General features: G+C 53.4%; 21 protein-coding genes and 1 riboswitch. Of the genes, 10 read left to right on the top strand and 11 right to left on the bottom strand.

Features of this window, described 5'->3' with window-relative positions; genetic code table 11:
• Positions 1-27: 27 nt before the first annotated feature.
• On the top strand, positions 28-1,440 hold the full coding sequence (locus EL29_RS05825) for a serine/threonine protein kinase (protein WP_013025532.1): 1,413 nt from the start codon (positions 28-30) through the stop codon (positions 1,438-1,440).
• Positions 1,441-1,500: 60 nt separating this feature from the next.
• On the opposite strand, the gene EL29_RS05820 is transcribed toward EL29_RS05825, so the two are convergent.
• A complete protein-coding gene (locus tag EL29_RS05820) occupies positions 1,501-2,175 on the bottom strand; it encodes a gamma-glutamylcyclotransferase (RefSeq protein WP_024472169.1) in 675 nt (224 codons plus the stop codon).
• A gap of 452 nt (positions 2,176-2,627) precedes the next feature.
• The gene (gene chaB / locus EL29_RS05815; protein WP_014605995.1) at positions 2,628-2,858 is read right to left on the bottom strand and encodes a putative cation transport regulator ChaB; all 231 of its coding nucleotides are present in this window, start codon (positions 2,856-2,858) and stop codon (positions 2,628-2,630) included.
• 365 nt (positions 2,859-3,223) lie between these two features.
• Between chaB and chaA the strand changes: the two genes are divergently transcribed.
• Entirely contained in the window at positions 3,224-4,315 is a 1,092-nt protein-coding gene (chaA, locus tag EL29_RS05810; protein ID WP_013025529.1) for a sodium-potassium/proton antiporter ChaA, read from the top strand.
• Between the two features lie 65 nt (positions 4,316-4,380).
• Here chaA and kdsA read toward each other — a convergent pair whose 3' ends face one another.
• From kdsA to hemA, 6 genes are read right to left on the bottom strand one after another with little or no spacing between them, the layout of a single operon-like run.
• Entirely contained in the window at positions 4,381-5,235 is an 855-nt protein-coding gene (gene kdsA / locus EL29_RS05805; RefSeq protein WP_013025528.1) for a 3-deoxy-8-phosphooctulonate synthase, read from the bottom strand.
• A 25-nt stretch (positions 5,236-5,260) separates the two neighbouring features.
• Positions 5,261-6,070 carry an invasion regulator SirB1 gene (gene sirB1, locus EL29_RS05800; RefSeq protein ID WP_014593560.1) on the bottom strand — a complete coding sequence of 270 codons (810 nt, stop codon included), beginning with the start codon at positions 6,068-6,070 and terminating at the stop codon, positions 5,261-5,263.
• Positions 6,067-6,465: a SirB2 family protein gene (locus EL29_RS05795; protein ID WP_015700453.1), complete on the bottom strand. Its 399-nt coding sequence runs from the start codon at positions 6,463-6,465 to the stop codon at positions 6,067-6,069. The genes sirB1 and EL29_RS05795 overlap by 4 nt, the downstream gene beginning before the upstream one ends.
• A gap of 41 nt (positions 6,466-6,506) precedes the next feature.
• Positions 6,507-7,349 (bottom strand): peptide chain release factor N(5)-glutamine methyltransferase, encoded by an 843-nt coding sequence (prmC, locus tag EL29_RS05790; RefSeq protein WP_028715059.1) that lies wholly within the window; start codon positions 7,347-7,349, stop codon positions 6,507-6,509.
• Entirely contained in the window at positions 7,349-8,431 is a 1,083-nt protein-coding gene (gene prfA, locus EL29_RS05785; protein ID WP_028715058.1) for a peptide chain release factor 1, read from the bottom strand. The genes prmC and prfA overlap by 1 nt, the downstream gene beginning before the upstream one ends.
• Before the next feature lie 42 nt (positions 8,432-8,473).
• Positions 8,474-9,730: a glutamyl-tRNA reductase gene (gene hemA / locus EL29_RS05780; RefSeq protein WP_014605998.1), complete on the bottom strand. Its 1,257-nt coding sequence runs from the start codon at positions 9,728-9,730 to the stop codon at positions 8,474-8,476.
• A gap of 217 nt (positions 9,731-9,947) precedes the next feature.
• On the opposite strand from hemA, the gene lolB reads away from it, so the two are divergent.
• The 4 genes from lolB to EL29_RS05760 all read left to right on the top strand — a co-directional run bounded on the left by lolB (position 9,948) and on the right by EL29_RS05760 (position 13,884).
• The gene (gene lolB / locus EL29_RS05775) at positions 9,948-10,571 is read left to right on the top strand and encodes a lipoprotein insertase outer membrane protein LolB (protein ID WP_014605999.1); all 624 of its coding nucleotides are present in this window, start codon (positions 9,948-9,950) and stop codon (positions 10,569-10,571) included.
• Positions 10,568-11,425 carry a 4-(cytidine 5'-diphospho)-2-C-methyl-D-erythritol kinase gene (ispE, locus tag EL29_RS05770; protein ID WP_013025521.1) on the top strand — a complete coding sequence of 286 codons (858 nt, stop codon included), beginning with the start codon at positions 10,568-10,570 and terminating at the stop codon, positions 11,423-11,425. Before lolB ends, ispE begins: the two co-directional genes overlap by 4 nt.
• A 136-nt stretch (positions 11,426-11,561) precedes the next feature.
• On the top strand, positions 11,562-12,509 hold the full coding sequence (gene prs, locus EL29_RS05765) for a ribose-phosphate diphosphokinase (RefSeq protein WP_006118899.1): 948 nt from the start codon (positions 11,562-11,564) through the stop codon (positions 12,507-12,509).
• 220 nt (positions 12,510-12,729) lie between these two features.
• Positions 12,730-13,884 (top strand): GGDEF domain-containing protein, encoded by a 1,155-nt coding sequence (locus tag EL29_RS05760; RefSeq protein ID WP_019105343.1) that lies wholly within the window; start codon positions 12,730-12,732, stop codon positions 13,882-13,884.
• On the opposite strand, the gene ychH is transcribed toward EL29_RS05760, so the two are convergent.
• Positions 13,876-14,154, bottom strand: a complete 279-nt coding sequence (ychH, locus tag EL29_RS05755; protein WP_013025519.1) for a stress-induced protein YchH — start codon at positions 14,152-14,154, stop codon at positions 13,876-13,878. The two genes, EL29_RS05760 and ychH, sit on opposite strands and share 9 nt — an antisense overlap.
• A 260-nt stretch (positions 14,155-14,414) precedes the next feature.
• On the opposite strand from ychH, the gene pth reads away from it, so the two are divergent.
• Together pth and ychF are read left to right on the top strand one after the other, a co-directional pair.
• Complete coding sequence (gene pth / locus EL29_RS05750; RefSeq protein WP_014606001.1) at positions 14,415-15,002, top strand: aminoacyl-tRNA hydrolase; 588 nt, start codon at positions 14,415-14,417, stop codon at positions 15,000-15,002.
• Positions 15,003-15,108: 106 nt separating this feature from the next.
• The gene (gene ychF, locus EL29_RS05745; RefSeq protein WP_013025517.1) at positions 15,109-16,200 is read left to right on the top strand and encodes a redox-regulated ATPase YchF; all 1,092 of its coding nucleotides are present in this window, start codon (positions 15,109-15,111) and stop codon (positions 16,198-16,200) included.
• Between the two features lie 364 nt (positions 16,201-16,564).
• Here ychF and EL29_RS05740 read toward each other — a convergent pair whose 3' ends face one another.
• On the bottom strand, positions 16,565-16,954 hold the full coding sequence (locus EL29_RS05740) for a hypothetical protein (protein ID WP_014606022.1): 390 nt from the start codon (positions 16,952-16,954) through the stop codon (positions 16,565-16,567).
• A 129-nt stretch (positions 16,955-17,083) separates the two neighbouring features.
• Positions 17,084-18,103, bottom strand: a complete 1,020-nt coding sequence (locus EL29_RS05735; protein WP_028715057.1) for a magnesium transporter — start codon at positions 18,101-18,103, stop codon at positions 17,084-17,086.
• 73 nt (positions 18,104-18,176) lie between these two features.
• Positions 18,177-18,350, bottom strand: a riboswitch (M-box (ykoK) riboswitch).
• A gap of 569 nt (positions 18,351-18,919) precedes the next feature.
• Between EL29_RS05735 and EL29_RS05730 the strand changes: the two genes are divergently transcribed.
• Entirely contained in the window at positions 18,920-19,471 is a 552-nt protein-coding gene (locus EL29_RS05730) for a GNAT family N-acetyltransferase (protein WP_028715056.1), read from the top strand.
• Positions 19,472-19,582: 111 nt separating this feature from the next.
• Positions 19,583-21,007, top strand: a complete 1,425-nt coding sequence (locus EL29_RS05725) for an alpha,alpha-trehalose-phosphate synthase (UDP-forming) (RefSeq protein ID WP_028715055.1) — start codon at positions 19,583-19,585, stop codon at positions 21,005-21,007.
• Positions 21,008-21,143: the final 136 nt, after the last annotated feature.

Here is a 21,143-nt window from a genome sequence, read left to right as displayed (position 1 = left end):
AAGCAGGCCCCGTTCAGAGAGTCTATTATGTCGGCTAATGACAGTCAGAAAACAATACCGAATGCCTTACCTGACGGATATCGTTTTAACGAGTTCGAAATTAAAGAGGTGATTGGCGGCGGCGGTTTCGGCATTGTTTATCGCGCATGGGATCATCAACTTGAACGCACCATTGCGATCAAAGAGTACATGCCTGTGTCGCTGGCGGTCAGAACACAAGACTTATCGCTGGAGCTGCGCGGTGAACGCTTTCAAAAGCTGTTTAACGCCGGTCTGAACAGTTTTATTCAGGAAGCCCGACTGCTGGCGCGCTTTAACCATCCCGGCCTGCTGCACGTTCTGCGTTTCTGGGAACAGAACGGCACCGCCTATATGGGAACGCTCTACTACAACGGCATGACGTTGAAAGAGTGGCAGATCACCAGCCATGAGGCGATTTCAGAAGCCTGGATTCGCCGCCTGCTGCCGCCGCTGTTAGGGGCGATTAACACCATTCATCAGGCTGGCTATCTGCATCGCGATATCTCGCTGGACAACATCCAGATTCAGGAAAATCAGCTGCCGGTCCTGCTCGACTTTGGCTCCGCCCGTAAAGAAATTGGCAACCTGTCCGACGAAACCGAAATCATGCTCAAGCCGGGGTTTGCACCGATTGAGCAGTACAGCGAAGAAGGTGAAAGCGAACAAGGGCCGTGGACGGATATTTATGCCCTGGGCGCCGTATTACATACGCTGATTACAGGTGCCCCGCCGCCGGTCAGCGTGGTGCGCTGCATTGAAGATAACTACCTGCCGCTGGTCACGCGCAAACCGGCAGGTTACTCGCTGCCGCTGCTGCACGCGATTGACTGCGCGCTGATGATGAAGCCCCACGATCGCCCGCAGAATATCGATGAGTTTGCCGCGTTAATTGATTTGCCGGTTAGCGACGTTGAGGCGGTAGTGAACAGCCTGCAACAGCGTAACGACGAGCAGAATAACAGCGAGGCCGCCTCAGCCGATACCGCGCCACCGGTCGTGTTAGCAATGAATCATGGTGCCACGGCGGCAGAACCCGTGACCGGACGTAACGTCCGTCGTCTGTCGCCAGGATTAGTGGCACTGGCCGCTGTGGCGCTGATTGCCGTTGCGGTGGTGGTCTGGATTGAGAATTCGCGCGCGCCTGCGGCGTCCCTCGTCAATAAGGGCCCGTCATCATCGGGCGCCGTAACGGGCACTGTGCCTGCCGGGCTGGCGATGGTTTACCTTAAGCTCACCAACGACGAGCAGGTGGTACTGAACGGCCAGCCCGTTGCAGTACGTGCCAGCAGCAACGGTTTTGCGGTGCTAAACCTGGCCGCCGGGCAGTACCGCATTGACGTACGCGCCGGTAACAGGCTGCGCAGTCAGTCACTGGTGATCGATAAACCCGGCACCTGGCTGATTAATCCCACCAATTAGTGCGCGGCAATACAGGATAAGGGCAGCCTGGCTGCCCGTTTTGCTCAAGGATTTACTGTCTCAGGCCTGTTTCAGCCAGTCTTGTTGCAACGCACGTACCTGGTGCGCCAGACGGATCAGGTCTTCCTCCTCCATCCCGCGCCGGGTCAGCTCGGCTTCCAGCGAGAACAAGTACTGGGCATTCGACCCCAGCGGCCCGGTAGCCGCGGCAATCAATGGCGCAACGGCCTGCGGACAGGTGTCATCCTCATACAGCGGGTGACGCGGATCCATAATAAACACCAGCGCGGTCACGCGGCGGCCGTCTTCCAGTGAAAGTTCACACCAGGTCGGCAGGTAGCAGCCGGTAATCATTTCTCGCTTCCACAGCAGCGCCAGCTCGTCGTGCAGGCGCGCTTCCGGCAGACGAAAGGCCAGCCCTTGGGTCATTCCGCCCTCTTTCAGCGCCAGCATGCGGCCCGGATGTGCAGCCGTGCCGCGTCCTGCCGTGAGGCGTAAACAGAATGCCCGATGCCAGCCGTCCAGTGACGCCGATGCCACCTCGTCTGCCTCAAATACCGGGTTCCACATCAGCGAACCGTAGCCGAAGATCCATACCGGGCTGTGATCGGGCCGACACGCCAGGGTTGCTGCCAGCGATGCTGCACGCTGTTCACAACTCCACAGGAGTGTTTCCTCGATATCACCAAATGACGTTTTACAATCTGCTTTTAATAAGAATTCCCGGGTTAGCAATGCGACCTCCTCAACGTTCATCACATCCTGTGCAAGTGGCTCCTCTGCTCTGTGACGTTCAACATTCACTGATTCACGCTCTGTTCATTTAACTGACATTAATTATTAACACAATGAGTTGCAAGCAAGAGTCGGAGTAGAAAGTAAAAATCTACTTATATTGCGGTATTAAAAGAAAGGTTAATTACATACCAAAATCTTATTTTAAAAAAATGCTGAGATGTAACAGCTCGTTATCGTGGATTATGGACACGATAATAACGGCTTTTTATTAATAACAAATACGAAACAAATACGACAGTTCGTTAATATCGGATTGGGCTCATGAGGGACAACGGCGGAGGCTGCCGCGCCCGCGTTGGCAGGCGACATCATTATTGGGGCAGGCGTTGAAGCAGAAACACAGCATCCCGTTCGGGGCGGGATGGGTGAGCGCGTCGGCTGAGCGGATGTTATTTTTTAGGATGCCATTTATCATCATCCCCTTTTTGATATTCATGTTTCACCGCGGCCCAGGCCACCTTATGTGCAACCTCTTCACGGGATTCATCCCCACGGCGATCGTCAGGGTCTTTGTACTCTGTCCATGCGTGGTTAAAAGCCTGCTGGTAGATGTCCTGCGCGTGGGCAGGCAGAACACGTTTAACAGGCTCCGGAAGATCGCTTCGCTTATCGTAGGGCATAGCCACTCCTCAGTTAACAGGGGAATGAGTAAGTCTGGCGCAGATGGCCATAAATGCAAACCGGGTTTTATTGTGCCTTCCGCGATTTTTCTCTTCAATGGCAGGTTAATGTCCCCCTTTCACTACCTTTTATGGGGCTAAATGCCAGGATAACCCTGGTAATTGCATCTTCTTACGCCTGATTTCACAGAGGAAACGTGCGATAAGCGAAAGTTATTCGCCCTTCAAACAAAAAAAGCCTGAAAGTAAAAAGCGGTAAATTTTCACATTCATTGTGATTGAAAAGTTAAACTGCGTAACCTATAAGTTTCAATGTAATGATGGGTAAATGAATTACCCCTTTTATTCAGCAGAGAGGATGGTGAATGCCTTCACATGAAAAAACACGTCACAAAGAGTTTTCACTAATACTTCCCCTTATTGCCCTGGGCATACTCTATTTTTTTAGCGCACAAACCTCACTGCCTGTTGTGGTCGGTATTAACTTACTGGCGCTGTTGGCGATCCTCAGCAGCGCCTTCAGCGTCGTGCGCCATGCGGACGTTCTGGCTCACCGTCTGGGTGAACCCTATGGCTCGCTGATTCTCAGTCTTTCTGTGGTGATCCTCGAGGTCAGCCTGATTTCGGCGCTGATGGCCACCGGCGATGCGGCACCGGCGCTGATGCGCGATACGCTTTATTCCATCATCATGATTGTGACCGGCGGTCTGGTGGGCTTCGCGCTGTTGCTGGGTGGAAATAAATTTGCCACTCAGTATGTGAATCTGGCTGGGGTAAAACAGTATCTGATTGCCATTTTCCCGTTGGCGATTCTGGTTCTGGTGTTTCCGAATGCTCTGCCGGGTGGAAACTTCACTACGGCGCAGGCGCTGCTGATCGCTGCGATTTCTGCCGCAATGTATGGCGTTTTCTTGTTGATTCAGACCAAAACGCACCAGAGCCTGTTTATCTACGAGCACGAAGATGAAAGCGATGATGGCGATCCCCATCACGGTAAGCCTTCTGCCCACAGCAGCGTCTGGCACGCTATCTGGCTGATTATCCATCTGATTGCGGTCATTGCCGTAACCAAGATGAATGCCAACCCGCTGGAGCATTTGCTGAGCGAGATGAACGCACCTAAGCAGTTCACCGGTTTCCTGGTGGCCTTATTGATTCTTTCGCCGGAAGGGCTGGGCGCGATAAGGGCTGTATTGATGAATCAGGTTCAGCGCGCCATGAACCTGTTCTTTGGCTCGGTGCTGGCGACCATTTCACTGACGGTGCCCGCCGTCTCCATCATCGCCACCCTGACCGGACAGGAACTGATCTTTGGCCTGGAGCCGCCGCAGATGGTGATTATGATTGCGTCACTGATTCTGTGCCAGATCAGCTTCTCAACCGGCAGGACCAACGTACTGAATGGCGCGGCCCATCTGGCACTGTTTATTGGTTACCTGATGACGATAATGCTGTAATCCGCTGATCCAAGACAAAAAAAAGAGCGACTATTCGCTCTTTTTTCTTATCGGCAGCCGCTGGCTTAGTTGCTGGTATCCAGCGCCGGGAAGCTTTTGACCAAATCATCAATCGCTTTCATCTGCACCAGGAAAGGCTCCAGCTTGTCCAGTGGCAACGCCGACGGGCCATCGCACTTAGCACTGTTGGGTTCCGGATGCGCTTCGATAAACAGACCCGCAATGCCCACGGCCATACCGGCACGGGCCAGCTCTGCCACCTGAGCACGGCGCCCGCCCGAGGCGGCACCAAAAGGATCGCGGGTTTGCAGCGCGTGCGTCACGTCGAAAATGACCGGAGAGTTATTGGTCACCTTCTTCATCACGTTGAAACCCAGCATATCCACAACCAGGTTATCGTAGCCGAAGTTACTGCCGCGATCGCAGAGAATGACTTTGTCATTTCCGCCTTCGGCAAACTTATCCACGATATTGCCCATCTGGCCGGGGCTGACAAACTGCGGCTTCTTGACGTTAATCACCGCGCCGGTTTTTGCCATCGCTTCGACCAGATCGGTCTGACGCGCCAGGAAAGCCGGCAGCTGAATCACATCCACGACGTCGGCAACCGGCTGGGCCTGGGATGCTTCGTGAACGTCGGTAATGATTTTCACGCCAAACGCCTGCTTCAGCGCCTGAAAAATCTTCATGCCTTCTTCCAGGCCGGGACCACGGTAAGAGTGAATTGAGGAACGGTTGGCTTTGTCAAAAGACGCTTTGAACACGTAAGGAATGCCGAGTTTGTCGGTCACTTTTACATAGTGCTCGCAGATGCGCATGGCGAGATCGTAAGATTCCAGCACGTTCATGCCGCCGAAGAGAACAAATGGCAGATCGTTTGCGACCTTGATATCACCGATACTGACGACTTTCTGTGTCATGCCCTTTCCTTATCTGGGGTGACGCTTAATGCAGCGTCACGCGTTTTTGTTCGATTGCGTGAATCTGAACTTTGATCATCTCGCTGACCGGGTCTTCAGGACACTGTTCAACGAAGTAGGTTAAGTCATTTAACGCGATATGTTCGCACTCAAGCTGAGCGTAAATTAAACCACGATCGCGAATTTCATAGGGATCGTCCGGATCAATTCGCAGAAGTACCTGACTGACGTTCAGGGCCAGCTCCATCTGCTTCTCTTCCATCAGGGCCGCTTTCAGCGTATCCAGCATCTTGCGCATGACGCTCTCGGTTTTGGCTTCGTCCAGATCGTCATCATACAGACGCGCCAGCGGACTGATATTGCCCTTCAGCCACACTTCCAGCGTGTGCGTGTCCAGGGTTTCCCCGTTAAAGGGATTAATCAGCCACTTGTCGCCGTCGAGCCAGTCGGCGCGCAGAATCAGCTGCGTCGGGAAAATCACCGGCATCAGGGGTAATTCCAGTTCAGCCGCGATATGCAGCAGGATCACGCCCAGCGACACCGCCGTGCCCTGACGGGTTTTCAACACTTTATCCAGCCAGAGCGCATCTGACAGGTTATAGACGCCGCTGGCACCGCCAAATTTCCACTGCTTGTAAAACAGTTCCAGCAGCTTTTCGAGCTTTAAATCGGCATCCTGTTCATGACTGACGTAGTCACGGGCTTCAGCCACTAACGCAGCTAACTGTTCTTCAACTGACAACGCCGGGAAATCAGTGCGGATGGCCATCGTGGCACCAATCACTGCCTCACACAGCGGTGTCTCACTGTAATCGAGTTGTTCGGTGGAGCTCATACTATCCCCAGTAACGGCATTTTACTCAGTGCCAGCTTAATGATCGTCACCAGCGCAATCAATGCCACGATAAAGGCGATCCAGCGGGTGCGGTCAGAACGTGGGCGACGGCTTAACGCAACCGACCCAAGGGCAATATAGATAATAACGCCTAACAGCTTCTCAGTCAGCCAGCTTCCCTGAGGCGAAAACGGATAGAAATGGGTGATCATCACCAGCGATGCACCGCTCAGCAGCAACAGCGTGTCATTGACATGAGGCAGGATGCGTATCCAGCGGCGTTGCAGCATCGCAGAGCCTGTGCGCTGCCAGTAAAATCGCAGCAAAAACAGCAAAATAGTTACTGCCACGGTCAGCAGGTGCAGATTCTTGATTAGCGGATAGTAAGCAAACATCGTTCATCCATGTTGTTCTTGAGTATTCTTCAATAGCGCGCTCAGGCCGGGTGCGGGGCTGCCTGCCCAAACGTGACCCGGGGGTTACCGCCATAATCATTCGCCGTCGCCACCGACAGGTAATGATGCTGCTGCATCAAGTGGCGCACGGCTTCGTCCTGCTGCCAGCCATGCTCCAGCAGCAGCCAGCCGCCTGGCTGTAACCAGTTTATCGCCTGCTCGATCAGCAGCCGTAAATCCGCCAGGCCCGCCTCTTCCGCCACCAGCGCACTGCGTGGCTCAAAACGCACATCGCCCTCGTTAAGGTGGCGATCGTTCGCGTCGATATAGGGCGGATTACTGACAATCAGGTCGAATCTGGCTGGCGCAATCTGCGTAAACCAGTGGCTTTGTATGAAGGTGGCGTTAGGTATGGCCAGATGCGCGGCGTTGCGCTGAGCCAGCGCGACCGCAGCAGGAATGCGATCGACACCGATGACGTCGCAATCCGGACGTTCGCTGGCAATCGCCAGGGCTATCGCCCCGCTTCCGGTGCCCATATCCAGGACGCGTGATGGTGACTCAGGCAGATGCGCCAGCGCCTGCTCCACCAGCATTTCGGTGTCAGGACGGGGGATCAGCGTCGCGTCGTTCACCTGCAGCGGCAGCGACCAGAACTCCCGCTCGCCGATCAGATGCGCAACAGGTTCGCCCCGGGCGCGACGCGCCAGCAGCACGTCTAACTGTTGCAGCTGCGCTTCCGTCAGGAGAGTTTCATCAAACGCCACCAGCCAGCTGCGGGATTTGCCGGTCACAAACCCCAGCAAAATCTCTGCGTCTCGTTTCGGACTGTCGCCCCCACACAAGGTGGCGACCGCCTGTTTAAGCCAGTGACGGATATCCATCAATCCTGACCGGCCAGCGCGGCCAGTTGGTCAGCCTGATATTCCTGCACAATAGGTTCAATCAGACTGTCCAGCTTGCCTTCCATGGTTTCATCCAGACGGTAGATCGTCAGGTTGATACGATGGTCGGTGACGCGGCCCTGCGGGAAGTTATAGGTCCGAATACGGTCAGAACGGTCGCCGCTGCCCAGCAGGTTGCGGCGCGTACTGGCCTCAGCTTCGTGGCGTTTTGCCATTTCGGCCGCATGGATACGCGCGCCCAGTACGGACAGGGCTTTGGCTTTGTTTTTGTGCTGAGAACGTTCGTCCTGGCACTCCACCACAATACCGGTTGGCAGGTGGGTAATACGAATCGCAGAGTCGGTGGTGTTGACGTGCTGGCCACCGGCCCCTGAGGAGCGGAACGTATCAATTTTTAAATCAGACGGGTTGATCTCCGGCAGCTCGGCCTCCGGCAGTTCCGGCATCACCGCCACCGTACAGGCGGAAGTGTGGATGCGTCCCTGAGATTCGGTTTCTGGCACACGCTGAACGCGATGGCCGCCTGATTCGAATTTAAAGCGGCCGTAGGCGCCTTCACCCATCACGCGGGCGATCACTTCTTTGTAGCCGCCATGTTCTCCCTCGTTGGCGCTGACGATTTCGACGCGCCAGCGACGTGACTCGGCGTAACGGCTGTACATCCGGAACAGATCGCCGGCAAAAATTGCCGCTTCGTCGCCGCCGGTGCCGGCCCGCACTTCCACAAAGCAGTCGCGCTCATCGTCCGGATCTTTCGGCAACAGTAACAGCTGCAGCTGTTGCTCCAGGAACTCACTTTTTTCCCGTGCTTCCAGAAGCTCTTCCTGCGCCATATCGCGCATCTCAGGATCGTCGAGCAACATTTTGGCGGTTTCGATATCGTCCTGGTTCTGCTGCCAGTCGCGGAAGCAGCGCGTGACATCGGTCAACTGAGCATATTCACGCGACAAAGCACGAAAGCGGTCCTGATCGGCAATCACGCCGGCATCGCCCAGCATCGCTTCCACTTCTTCGTGGCGCTCCTGCAGCGCTTCCAGTTTAGCAACAATAGAGGTTTTCATTTAACTGTGGGATTCCCGTAACAGATGACGACAGCAGTGTGCCTAATCGAGACCCAGGCTGTCGCGTAAAATCTGCAGGCGTTCGCTATCGCCGTCGCGGGCGGCCTGCTGAAGAGATTTGGTTGGAGCATGAATCAAACGGTTGGTCAGCTTATGGGCCAGTTCCTGCATGACTTTCTGCGGATCTGCCCCCTGCTGTAGCGCCTGGAGCGCACGGCCTTCCAGCTCAGCGCGAATATCGTCTGCCTGCGAGCGGTACTCACGAATAGAGTTAACCGCGCCTTGCGAACGCAGCCAGGCCATAAAATCGCTGCATTCCTGCACCACAATGCTTTCGGCCTGCACCGCAGCGGCTTTGCGCTGGGCAAGGTTTTGCTCAATGATGGCCTGCAGATCGTCAACGCTGTAAAGATAGGCGTTGGCTAATTTGCCCACTTCCGGCTCCACATCGCGGGGAACCGCAATATCCACCAGCAGCATCGGCTGATTACGACGCGCTTTTAACGCGCGCTCCATCATGCCTTTACCGATGATCGGCAGCGGGCTGGAGGTGGAGGTAATCACGATGTCGGCATCGGCCAGACGGGAATCAATATCGGCCAGGCTAATCACTTCCGCACCGACTTCGTTAGCCAGCAGTTCCGCACGTTCACGGGTACGGTTCGCAATGATCAGCTTTTTCACCTGATGTTCGCTGAGATGACGGGCCACCAGTTCGATGGTTTCTCCCGCACCCACCAGCAGCACGTTCACCGTGGACAGCGACTCAAAGATTTGACGAGCCAGCGTACAGGCGGCAAAGGCCACGGAAACAGCATTGGCGCCAATATCGGTTTCGGTACGAACGCGTTTGGCCACCGAGAAGGTTTTCTGGAACATGCGTTCCAGCTCGCTGCTCAGCGCATGACCACGCTGAGAGTCGGCAAAGGCTTTTTTGACCTGCCCCAGAATCTGGGGTTCACCCAACACCAACGAGTCCAGCCCGCTGGCCACGCGCATGAGGTGGCTAACCGCCTCGTTATCCTGATGCCAGTAGAGGCTGTTGCGCACGTCCGCTTCATCAAGCTGATGGTATTCACACAGCCAGCGCACCAGACGTTCCTGAAGATCGACCTGTTGCTCTACACTGAGGTACAGCTCGGTTCGGTTACAGGTAGAGAGCACGACGCCGCTCTGCACCATAGGCTGGGATAACAGGCTGTTTAAGGCCTGCTCCAGCGACTCCGGCCCGAACGCAACGCGTTCGCGCAGAGCAATGGGTGCAGTTTTGTGATTGATTCCGAGTGCGAGCAGCGTCATAGCGTTTTAGGTTGGGTTATCCCAATAAATGTCAGGGTTTTGTGAAGCGCATTCTACAAGATGCAGCAGATCAAGAAAAGCCATACAAAGGCTATGACTGTAATAAGATTAAGCCGATCATAGCGTTTTTGCCGTATAAGAGCATTGACGGTTAAAACGCGGATGGTTAGCGTTACCTGTTATCAATTAAAAATGTGTCCGAGGAGATGACCACTTGATGCTGACTTCTACACGCAACCTGTTGCGCCTTTTACCCCTTGCCAGTGTTCTGCTGGCTGCCTGTAGCATCAATAAACCACAAGGTCCTGGCCCGAGCGTCACCGCGCCACAGTGGCAACAGCATCAGCAAGCCGTCAGCCACGTTACCCAGTATCAGACGCGCGGCGCGTTCGCCTATCTGTCGGATAAACAAAAAGTCTATGCCCGCTTTAACTGGCAGCAGACCGCGGCCGACCGCTATCGCCTGCTGTTAACCAACCCGTTAGGCAGCACCGAGCTTCAGCTGGATGCTCAGGGTTCAGTGGTGCAGATTGTGGACAACAAAGGCAAACGTTATGTCAGCAACGATGCGCAGAAGATGATCTCGCAGCTGACCGGCATGGATATCCCGCTGACCAACCTGCGCCAGTGGATGATGGGCCTGCCGGGCGATGCGACCGATTACCAGCTCAACGATCAGTACCAGCTAAGCAGCCTGACCTACAAGCATGACGGCCAGACCTGGCAGGTGACCATTGCTGACTATGACAACAAGGTCAATCCACCGCTTCCGGCCAGCCTGGAGTTAAAAGAAGGCGATCAGCGTATTAAATTACGTATGGATAACTGGACGCTGAAATGATGACCACCTGGCCTGCTCCGGCAAAACTGAATCTGTTTTTGTACATCACCGGTCGTCGGCCTGATGGTTACCATAATCTGCAAACCCTGTTTCAGTTTCTTGATTATGGCGACAGCCTGACAATCACGCCCGACACGAGCGATGAGATCAGGCTGTTAACGCCGGTGCCTGGCGTGCCGGATGCGCAAAACCTGATTGTCCGGGCGGCAGAGAGCCTCAAGTCGGCGGCGCGTGAAAACGGCAGCCTGCCTGCCAGGGCCGGTGCGCGCATTGCCATTGAAAAGCGTTTGCCCATGGGCGGCGGGCTGGGCGGCGGCTCGTCGAATGCCGCAACCGTGCTGGTTGCGCTAAACCACCTGTGGCAGACCGGCTTTTCCCCTGAGGCGCTGGCGGAGCTGGGCGTGAAACTGGGCGCCGACGTCCCGGTTTTTGTTAAAGGCTATGCCGCCTTTGCCGAAGGCGTCGGTGAGGTGCTTTCTCCAGCATCGCCTGCAGAAAAATGGTATCTTGTTGCTCATCCAGGCGTCAGCGTGGCCACGCCGGTGGTCTTCAACGATCCGGCGCTTACCCGTGACACGCCCGTGCGCAGTTTATCAGCACTTTTACAGGCTCCGTTCGTCAACGATTGCGAATCAGTAGTAAGAAAACGTTTTCGTGAGGTTGATGAGCTTGTTTCATGGCTGCTAGAATACGCGCCGTCGCGCCTGACGGGGACAGGTGCTTGTGTGTTTGCTGAATTTGACACCGAGCATGCTGCTCGCCAGGTGCTGGAACTTGCCCCACCATGGGTGCGCGGTTTTGTAGCTCGAGGCCTTAACGTCTCGCCGTTACAGCGTACTCTGCAAGGCGATTAGCGATAGCGTGACTGTGTCACCCTGTTCCAGACACAGCACGTTTCGCACTCACATACCCGTGTGAACGTTCACGACAGTATTCGCCGGTTACTGTCATGACGTTCATTCTCTGGACGCAAAGCCTGAGGTTCTTCTCGTGCCTGATATGAAGCTTTTTGCTGGTAACGCCACCCCGGAACTAGCACAACGTATTGCCAACCGCCTTTACACCAGCCTGGGAGACGCCGCCGTTGGCCGTTTCAGTGATGGCGAAGTAAGCGTACAGATTAATGAAAATGTACGCGGTGGTGATATTTTCATCATCCAGTCCACCTGTGCTCCCACCAATGATAATTTGATGGAACTGGTCGTGATGGTCGACGCGCTGCGTCGTGCTTCAGCTGGTCGTATTACCGCTGTTATCCCCTACTTTGGTTATGCCCGACAGGACCGCCGCGTGCGCTCCGCCCGCGTGCCTATTACGGCTAAAGTAGTGGCTGACTTCCTTTCCAGCGTCGGTGTTGACCGTGTTCTGACGGTTGACCTGCACGCCGAGCAGATCCAGGGCTTCTTTGACGTCCCGGTTGATAACGTATTCGGCAGCCCGATTCTGCTGGAAGATATGTTACAAATCGGTCTGGAAAACCCGATTGTTGTGTCTCCGGACATTGGTGGCGTAGTGCGCGCTCGTGCCATTGCCAAACTGCTGAACGACACCGATATGGCAATCATCGATAAACGTCGCCCGCGTGCGAACGTTTCTCAGGTCATGCATATCATTGGTGACGTTGCGGGCCGTGACTGTGTGCTGGTCGACGACATGATCGACACCGGCGGCACACTGTGCAAAGCCGCAGAAGCGTTAAAAGAGCGCGGTGCCAAGCGCGTGTTCGCTTACGCTACGCACCCTATCTTCTCTGGCAATGCGGTGGAAAACCTGCGTAAATCTGTTATCGATCAGGTTATCGTCTGTGACACCATCCCGTTATCAGAAGAGATGAAGTCGCTGCCAAACGTCCGTACCCTGACGCTGTCAGGTATGCTGGCCGAAGCGATTCGCCGCATCAGTAACGAAGAGTCCATTTCGGCAATGTTCGAACATTAATCTTCGCAGGCCGGGCATTATGCCCGGCCTTTTCTTTTGTCTCCTGTTTATTCCCTCCGACAAAGCTGCTTGGTTTTCAGAAATTTTCATTATGAGTGACCTCAGTTATTGTCACGATCACTACGAAAAACTCTTTCGCTGAAATTATGTTATCTGGCCTTTTGCCTTTTTGAGTTGAGTGGTAATTTGCCCGCACTTTTTATTGCGATCGCCGCCCACTATGAACCTCGACGTCTTTACGTTATTTATTTGCGAACTCTACGTACTGGGGTTTATGAGCCTGATTATGATCTTTGCCTGGGTCGGATCTCACTATGACCGCATTCTGGGCTATGTCTGTGTCGCCATCGTGCTCACGCTTGTTGCCTTTTTTCTCAGCAGCTTGCGCAGCAAGGGCGATCAGTTCTTACCGATAGCCGTAAGCAACGTATTAGTGATGCTGGCCTACGGGGGGTTATTTAGCGCTTTTCGCACATTCTGTGGTAAATCCCCAGGCATGACCGGCTTAGCAGGGGCGGCACTGTGGTCTCTGCTCTGCCTGTTTCCGACCTTTTATTACAGCTTATCACTGCGTGTTTTGGTGCTCTGCCTGCTTTGCATCGCCTATACCGCCGCACTCATTTATCTGCTCTGGCTGGCACGCCGTGATATGAATACCACCTTTTGGCCCGCACAATTATTGCTCTGGACTCACCTGCTTTTTCACGTCGCCCGGTTATTTCTGGATAACACCCGTCCTGTTGGTATACAGGGGGCGATCAGCGGTTCTGACTTTTCGATCTACGTGATTCTGGAATCCATGCTTTTCGTGATTGGCTTCACCGTCACCATATTAGCTATGGTGAATGAACGCACCCGTAATGCACTTAAGGACGCCTCGCTTCATGACCCGCTAACCAATATCTGGAATCGTCGTGCACTGTTTTCCGGGGCGGACGCTGTGATCCGGTTTTGCCTGAAGCAAAACAAAGCGCTGACGGTGGTGTTATTCGACCTTGATCATTTTAAAGGGATCAATGACCGCTACGGGCACCAGCAAGGGGATCGGGTGTTAATTGATTTTTGTAACAGGGTTTCGGGAACGCTGCCACAGGATGGCCGCTTTGCAAGACTGGGCGGTGAGGAGTTTGCAGCGCTGCTGCCGCTCAGCTTTGAGCAAGCCCGAGTGTGGTGCGAACAGGTACGCCAGACCGTTCAGCATTCGCGTCCCGGCCAGATCGCCTATTCAGTGAGTATCGGTTTTGCGACTGCAGATAACGGCGAAATAGATTTTGGTCAACTAATGGCTCTGGCGGATAAAGCACTCTATCGCGCCAAAGCCAAGGGCAGAAATCGGACAGAACCTTACCTGGTTATGTCAGAAAATCTAATGTGACGAATGATGGGTGCGGCGACAGCGTTTATCGCCATAATGGCGCACCCAGTAATAGCGATCTTCTACTTTTTCACGACCGCTAATACAGGCGCCTACCAGCCATAACAGTGCGCCAAAGAAAATGCCAAACATCGCGCCCTGAGCCAGCATCTGTGGTAAATCAAGCGAAGGCAGCTGGTTGATAATCGAAAAACCGATGCCGAGAAGCATGGTCACGAGTCCAATTCCCATCAAGGCATTACCTGCCATGCGTGAGTGATGACGTTTCATCTTTCACCTCCTTTATGCGCGGTCGGATGAGCGCACACAATGTTAAACTGATAGTAGTGTAGGCAATGCCCTCAGGCTAATTTGTGCACTAACTCACATAAAGGCCAGATGATTTGTGACCAATACGTTATTCCAGTTTATTGATTTAGATGAAAAATAATTAATCACTGACACTAATAATTTCCCCTGCGCGGTCTTTGTGATCCGCGTCGCGGCACAGTAAACTATCGCCCTTGAGTTATTACAGCAGGATATTCCTTGTGAGCAGCATAAAACTGATTGTGGGCCTGGCTAATCCCGGCGCGGAATATGCCGCCACGCGCCACAATGCGGGTGCCTGGTATCTGGACTTGCTGGCTGAGCGTCACAATCAGTCGTTGAAAGAAGAAGCCAAATTTTATGGCTATACGGCACGACTGGCTTTAGCCGGTGAAGACGTGCGCTTGCTGGTGCCGACCACGTTTATGAATCTCAGCGGCAAAGCCGTGGCAGCCATGGCGACCTTCTATCGCATCGCGCCGGAAGAGATCCTGGTGGCCCATGATGAACTGGACCTTCCCCCTGGCATCGCCAAATTTAAACAAGGCGGCGGACATGGCGGGCATAACGGCCTGAAAGACATTATCAGCAAGCTCGGCAACAACAATAACTTTCACCGCCTGCGGATTGGCATCGGCCATCCCGGCGATCGCAATAAGGTCACCGGCTTTGTTTTGGGCAAGCCCCCAGCCAGCGAGCAAAAACTGATTGATGATGCCATTGATGAGGCGGCGCGCTGCACCGAACTGTGGCTAAAGGAAGACCGCATCAAGGCGATGAACCGCCTGCATGCCTTTAAACCTGTCTAATCGCCCAGATTGTCGCGAATCTGTGTATAATGCGCGAAAATTATCTTACGTTTCCGGCGGAGCCTGCTAATGGCTCTGCCCATACAGCTATAAAGGGTACTAAACCATGGGATTCAAATGCGGTATCGTGGGCCTGCCAAATGTCGGTAAATCCACTCTTTTTAACGCGCTGACTAAAGCGGGTATTGAAGCGGCTAACTTCCCCTTCTGCACGATTGAACCCAATACTGGCGTCGTCCCTATGCCAGACCTGCGTCTGGATCAGCTGTCTGAGATCGTTAAGCCGCAGCGCGTAGTGCCCACAACTATGGAATTCGTTGATATCGCCGGTCTGGTGAAAGGCGCCTCCAAAGGTGAAGGCCTGGGCAACCAGTTCCTGACCAACATCCGTGAGACCGAAGCGATTGGTCACGTGGTGCGCTGCTTCGAGAACGACAATATCATTCACGTGAATAACAAAGTCGATCCGGCTGATGATATTGAAACTATCAACACCGAGCTGGCGCTGGCGGACCTGGACACCTGTGAACGTGCTCTGCAGCGCGTACAGAAGAAAGCCAAAGGCGGCGATAAAGACGCTAAAGCAGAACAGGCCGCACTGGAAAAATGCCTGCCGCATTTAGAAAATGCGGGCATGCTGCGCGCGCTGGATCTGACGGAAGAAGACAAGGCCGCCCTGCGTTACCTGAGTTTCCTGACGCTGAAGCCCACCATGTACATCGCCAACGTCAACGAAGACGGTTTTGAGAACAACCCCTACCTGGATAAAGTGCGCGAAATTGCGGCTAAAGAAGGTTCTGTTGTGGTGCCCGTCTGCGCCGCCGTTGAGTCCGACATCGCCGAGCTGGAAGATGAAGATCGTGATGAGTTTATGGCCGAGTTGGGCATTGAAGAGCCAGGCCTGAACCGCGTGATCCGCGCCGGTTACTCCCTGCTGAACCTGCAAACCTATTTCACCGCTGGCGTGAAAGAAGTTCGCGCATGGACTATCCCTGTCGGTGCCACCGCGCCACAGGCCGCCGGTAAAATTCATACCGACTTCGAGAAGGGCTTTATCCGTGCGCAGACCATCGCGTTCGAAGACTTTATTGCCTATAAGGGCGAGCAAGGCGCGAAAGAAGCCGGAAAAATGCGTTCAGAAGGTAAAGAATACATCGTTAAGGATGGCGACGTGATGAACTTCTTGTTTAACGTCTAAATAAAATTGGTTGTCTCATGAGATGTCAGAAAATCTCATGAAACTCTCAAAACCCTCTAAAATCCACGCAACTGCGTGGATTTTTCATGGTATCTTAAATTGATTTTACAAACGCATGATAAAGAAAAAGCGTAAGTAACTTCCTCCACACGATCTACCTCCTCCCAAGAGAAACACCGAAATGATAGCGACCGTAGCAAGTTATAAGTAAGCATTTATAGAAATCCTGAAAGGATTCTTTAAGGTGTAGAGTTCAATACGGTTGCTCCAATAAGAGAGGTCAGAAGTGGTATTCGCCATGCTGCTATCCTACTACGCTTAACGAATACGACTGTTTCTTCGCATTCGCAACAACCATCTGGCATTACTCAGCCTGGTAAAGACGTCCCTCGCCCGACCTCGCCTTCCGCCACACTTCATCATCCGTCAGTTCAGTCTGGATGAGTTCAATCGGCACGCCAGCATCGTTAATCATCGCAACAAAAAAGCCGTCGATCGGCTCATAGGGCCCAAGTATAACCTCCTCATCGCGAATGGCCTCCAGAAGATCGGCCACCTTAAATGCCACATGTGGCACAGTACGGATCAGATGATGCAAAGGTGAATCGGCTTCAAAACGGTGCCACTGCACCCGGAACTGGCCTGGGTTATCGGCGGTGTACATGCCGGCACGTTGACTGTAACTGCCGTCTTGCAGGCCATCACTGACCGGAATCCCTAAGTGGTGAAAATCATACTGCAGGTGTTTTTTCAACGTTGTACTCCTGAGGGTTAATGTCTGTCAGATGCATGGAGTAACAAGCCAGTAATGGTCACATGCATTTTCGCGCCATCAGACTCACCCGATGGCGCGTCAGCCACGTTTGATGAGGCAGAAGCCGAATCAAATCCCCATCACATACTGCGCGATTTTGAAATAAATGATGAGCCCTGTACCGTCGATGAAGGTGGCGATAAAGGGCGCTGAAACCACCGCCGGATCTACCCCCGCCTTTTTCAGTAACATCGGTATGATGGATGAAACAATCGCGCTCCACACAGTAATGGCCACCAGCGAAAGACTGACAACCAGCGTGACCTCTGCGCCAACGCCCATCATCCATGCCCGTATCCATGCCGCAAGGCCGATAGTGGCCGCGATCAGCAGGGACGTGGAGATTTCTTTGCGCAGCACTGCGCCAAGCCTTGCCAGACTAACCTCCCCTAACGCCATGGCCCGCACCAGGGTGGAGGTGATCTGTGTGCCGCTATTGCCGCCGGTGCCAATCAACAGAGGAATAAAAAAGGCGAGCGCAATTGCCGCCTCCAGCTGATCTTCAAAGGCTTTCAGGACATTGCCTGTATAGGCCTCAGCCACAAAAAGCATCAGCAACCAGACGGCTCTTTTTCGCCAGAGCGTCCACGGACTGGTTTCAAGATAAGGTTTGTCCAGCGGCAGACTGGCGCCCTGACGCTGTGCATCTGCGGTGTTCTCATCCGCAATCAGGCGTGCAATCTCCCGTTCACCCAGCACACCAACCAGCGTATGGTTGGCGACGACGGGAAGGATATCGATATTCTCCTCCATCAGAATATGGGCAATATCACCGCGACTGTCATCCGGCGTCACTTTCGTGAAAGCATGACGCATCATGACACCAACCGGTTTATCTTCATCATGACATTGCAATAATGTTTTAACCGCAAGCGTGCCGCGTAAATGGTAATCGCGCGCGGTAATAAAGACTAACGAGGGGATCTCATTTGTTTTTAACTGCGACAGAAAATAAAGCTTCGCTTCTTTTACCGTCAGTGTGTAGGGGAGCGTAATAAAATTCGGGTTCATATACTGCGCAACGGAGGCGTCATTTACGCCGTCAGCATTGAGGCGCGAACCGGTAGAAAGATGCTGTATTTTTTGCATTGAAGTGTCCCTATATCGGCTAAAACGTCATCAGCGAATCGTACAGGGGCGTAACCAAAGAGGGAGTGAACGTAGGCTATCTCCGCGTCCAGGTTTTAGCACTATACAACGTATCTGATTCATTAATCAGAAGTTACCTTGGGCTGAACCTTAATCCGATAAAGCCTGTCTTAACCTTGGGCATCTCTCGATGTCGTCAGATCAGTAACCTGTGTTTGTATAGGAGCCTCGCCAAACGAGATACTGTGTACTTAAAACGCGGCTAATATAGAGGGAGAATGCTGATATAAAAAGAAACAATCCATCCTTATTGAGAATACGTTTAAGGAATTACAAAAATATAAATAAAATTACTTTCCATTAATATTCTTGGTGGACAACCATAGAAATCACCCCTTTCTGAATCGTTCAGCGTAATCAGTGACGCTTCCTGTGCCACTTCATTTCCCAACCCAATGAACATTCGTCAATAATCGTTCGTAAAATGTGGGAGCCTGTACCTGTGTTTACCCAGATACTGTATTAGCCGTTTATCGGTGACGTCATTTAACGCATATAAGTCTCCATTCTGCAGGGATGAATCTTTGCTAAAAAGGCTCAGGAGACATTTCAGGTACACAGTCAGCTTTCAGACACAGTCGCTATGTTTAAGCCCGATCCCTTAACACCTGATAATGGGTACAGCCAGCCCATATCACCGCTTTTCCTTTGCATCCTTTTTACACCTCGCCATTTCTTTTTTACGCCACTTTTACACGCCGGGCGTTTTAATCAACGGCACCGGGTACTCATGGCCCATGCATAAGGAAGTCGTTGATGAAATGCGTTAATGCGCCCTTTTCTCTGCCTTTCAGTGGCGATGCCGCCTTAGTCGAGCTGGCTGAGCAGCAACGTCTTCGGCTGATGTCACCCCGTAAATGGTTCAGAGATGCGATTGAGGTCAACACCGATCCGACCAGGCTTAACCCCCGGCTGATTGCTCAATGGCTGGGGGCGACAATCCCCGATGCGCGCCTTCTGACGCTGGCGTTGAACAGCAGTCTCTGTTTTGGCGTCTACCGTAATGCACGACAAATCGGCTTTGCACGCGTCATAACCGATATGGCCGAAACCTGGGTAATCCAGGATCTGTTTATTTCGCCAGAATATCGGTTTATCGGTCTGGGATCCTGGCTATTGCGCTGCTGTCTGTCGCATCCAGGTGCCTGCGGCTGCCATCGTATTATCGCCCTGAGTGAATCCGCACCAGAGTTTCTTCAACACAACGGCTTCATCTGTCATCCCTCACTGCCGGGTATTTACGTGGCGCCGCCTCTGTATCACGGCGTTGACTACCCAGCAGACTCCGATATCACACGTAGACATTAAGCGACTATAACGATGAGCAGCCTGCTTCAGTTTCTCATTCGGCCTCAATTATCCAGCTGTTGGTCGTTAAGCAATGCGACTGACGAACCTCTGTCTCACAAGGAAAACACCATGTCAGGTCTTATCCTGGTATCACACAATCATTCTCAACGCTCCACGCTTACTGCGATTTATGAAGGCATTCTCGCCCATCAAGGTGGGCTCTGGGTGAGCTGGGATGGCCAGACCGCAGTTCTGCCATCGGATACGGCAAGACCTCTGTCATCTCAGCAGAAAGATCACTATGAAACCCTGACCTTTCCCCTGACACCCGGCGAGGCGAATGAGGGTTATCACAATTACGTTCATAAAGGACTCTGGCCTGTTTTCCACCAGCGCCCGGATCTGGCCCGTTTTTCCGCTGACGGCTATCGGGAATATAAAAATATTAATGAGGCTTATGCGCGTGCAATTTGTGAGCACGCCCTGCCCGAGGACAGAATCTGGATACAGGATTATCATCTGCTGGGTTGCGCCCGCTATCTTCGCGAAGCCGGTTTGACCAATCCAGTGGGCTTTTTTCTGCATCAGCCTTTCCCATCGGGCAAGATGTTTGAGGCCATTCCCGACTGGCGCTGGCTCACCGAATCCCTGCTGTGCTGTGACGTGATCGGTTTTCAAACGGTACAGGACATGAACAACTTTATTGTCTGGCTGGAAAGTGAATTCCGTACAGAGCGTTTGGCTGGCGACAGCTTTCGGGTACAAGGCCGTATTGTCCGGCTCGGCGTCTTTCCTGTGGGGATTGACCTTGACGATGCCCGCTGCCTGCGAGACAGCAATAGCTGTGCCTTCATGGAAATGCAGTGCCGCGAAAACTTGCCAGAAAATACCGTACTGAGTGGCGGCCATCTTGATGACAGTGCCGGACTGCCTTACCGAATCAGCGCCGTGGAAGTGCTGCTGCGCAAACATGCTGTTTACCAAAAAAATATTACCCTGTTGCAGCTGGCTCCGCCCTCTGCCGGGTATGCGCATCGCGCGCCGGAAATCAGTCACACCTTAGAAACCCTGTGCGGCGAGTTTAACGGCGTGCACGGCATGATGAACTGGTACCCGGTGAACTGTCTGACGCATGCTTACAGTCGGGAAGAGCAGGCGGGAATCTATCGCGCTTCCCGTGTTGCGCTGGTGACCCCACTGATGGCGGGCATGAGCCTGATGGCGAAGATGTATGTTGCACTTCAGGATCCCGATAACCCTGGCGTGCTGATCCTGTCGCAGTTTGCAGGCGCAGCAGAGCAAATGGACGGCGCGATAATCGTCAATCCTTACGATCCCGATGCGATGGCCGATGCCATTCATAGCGCACTGCTGATGCCGGTAAGGGAACGGCGTCATCTTCACGCGCGTCTGATGAAGGGATTGCATTTGCACAGCAGTCATCGCTGGTCTCAGGCATTTTTGTCCATGCTGAGCGATCAGCCCGTGATGCCCGGGCCGGTTGTCGCAACCGCCCCCTCTTTGCGTCTGAACAGTAGTCGGGCCCGATACTGACGTTCCCGTCCTCAGTAAGCGGCAGGTCTGCATCGCCTCTGCTTTGCGGACCGGGCTTTTGCTGCAAGACAACGGTGAAATAGCCTGAAAACGGCTCAGCCCTGAGCCATTTTCATCAAGCTATTGAATTGCAGCC

Source organism: Pantoea ananatis LMG 2665 (genome assembly GCF_000710035.2).
GTDB lineage: Bacteria > Pseudomonadota > Gammaproteobacteria > Enterobacterales > Enterobacteriaceae > Pantoea > Pantoea ananatis.
This window is presented reverse-complemented; position numbering and strand designations above follow the sequence as displayed.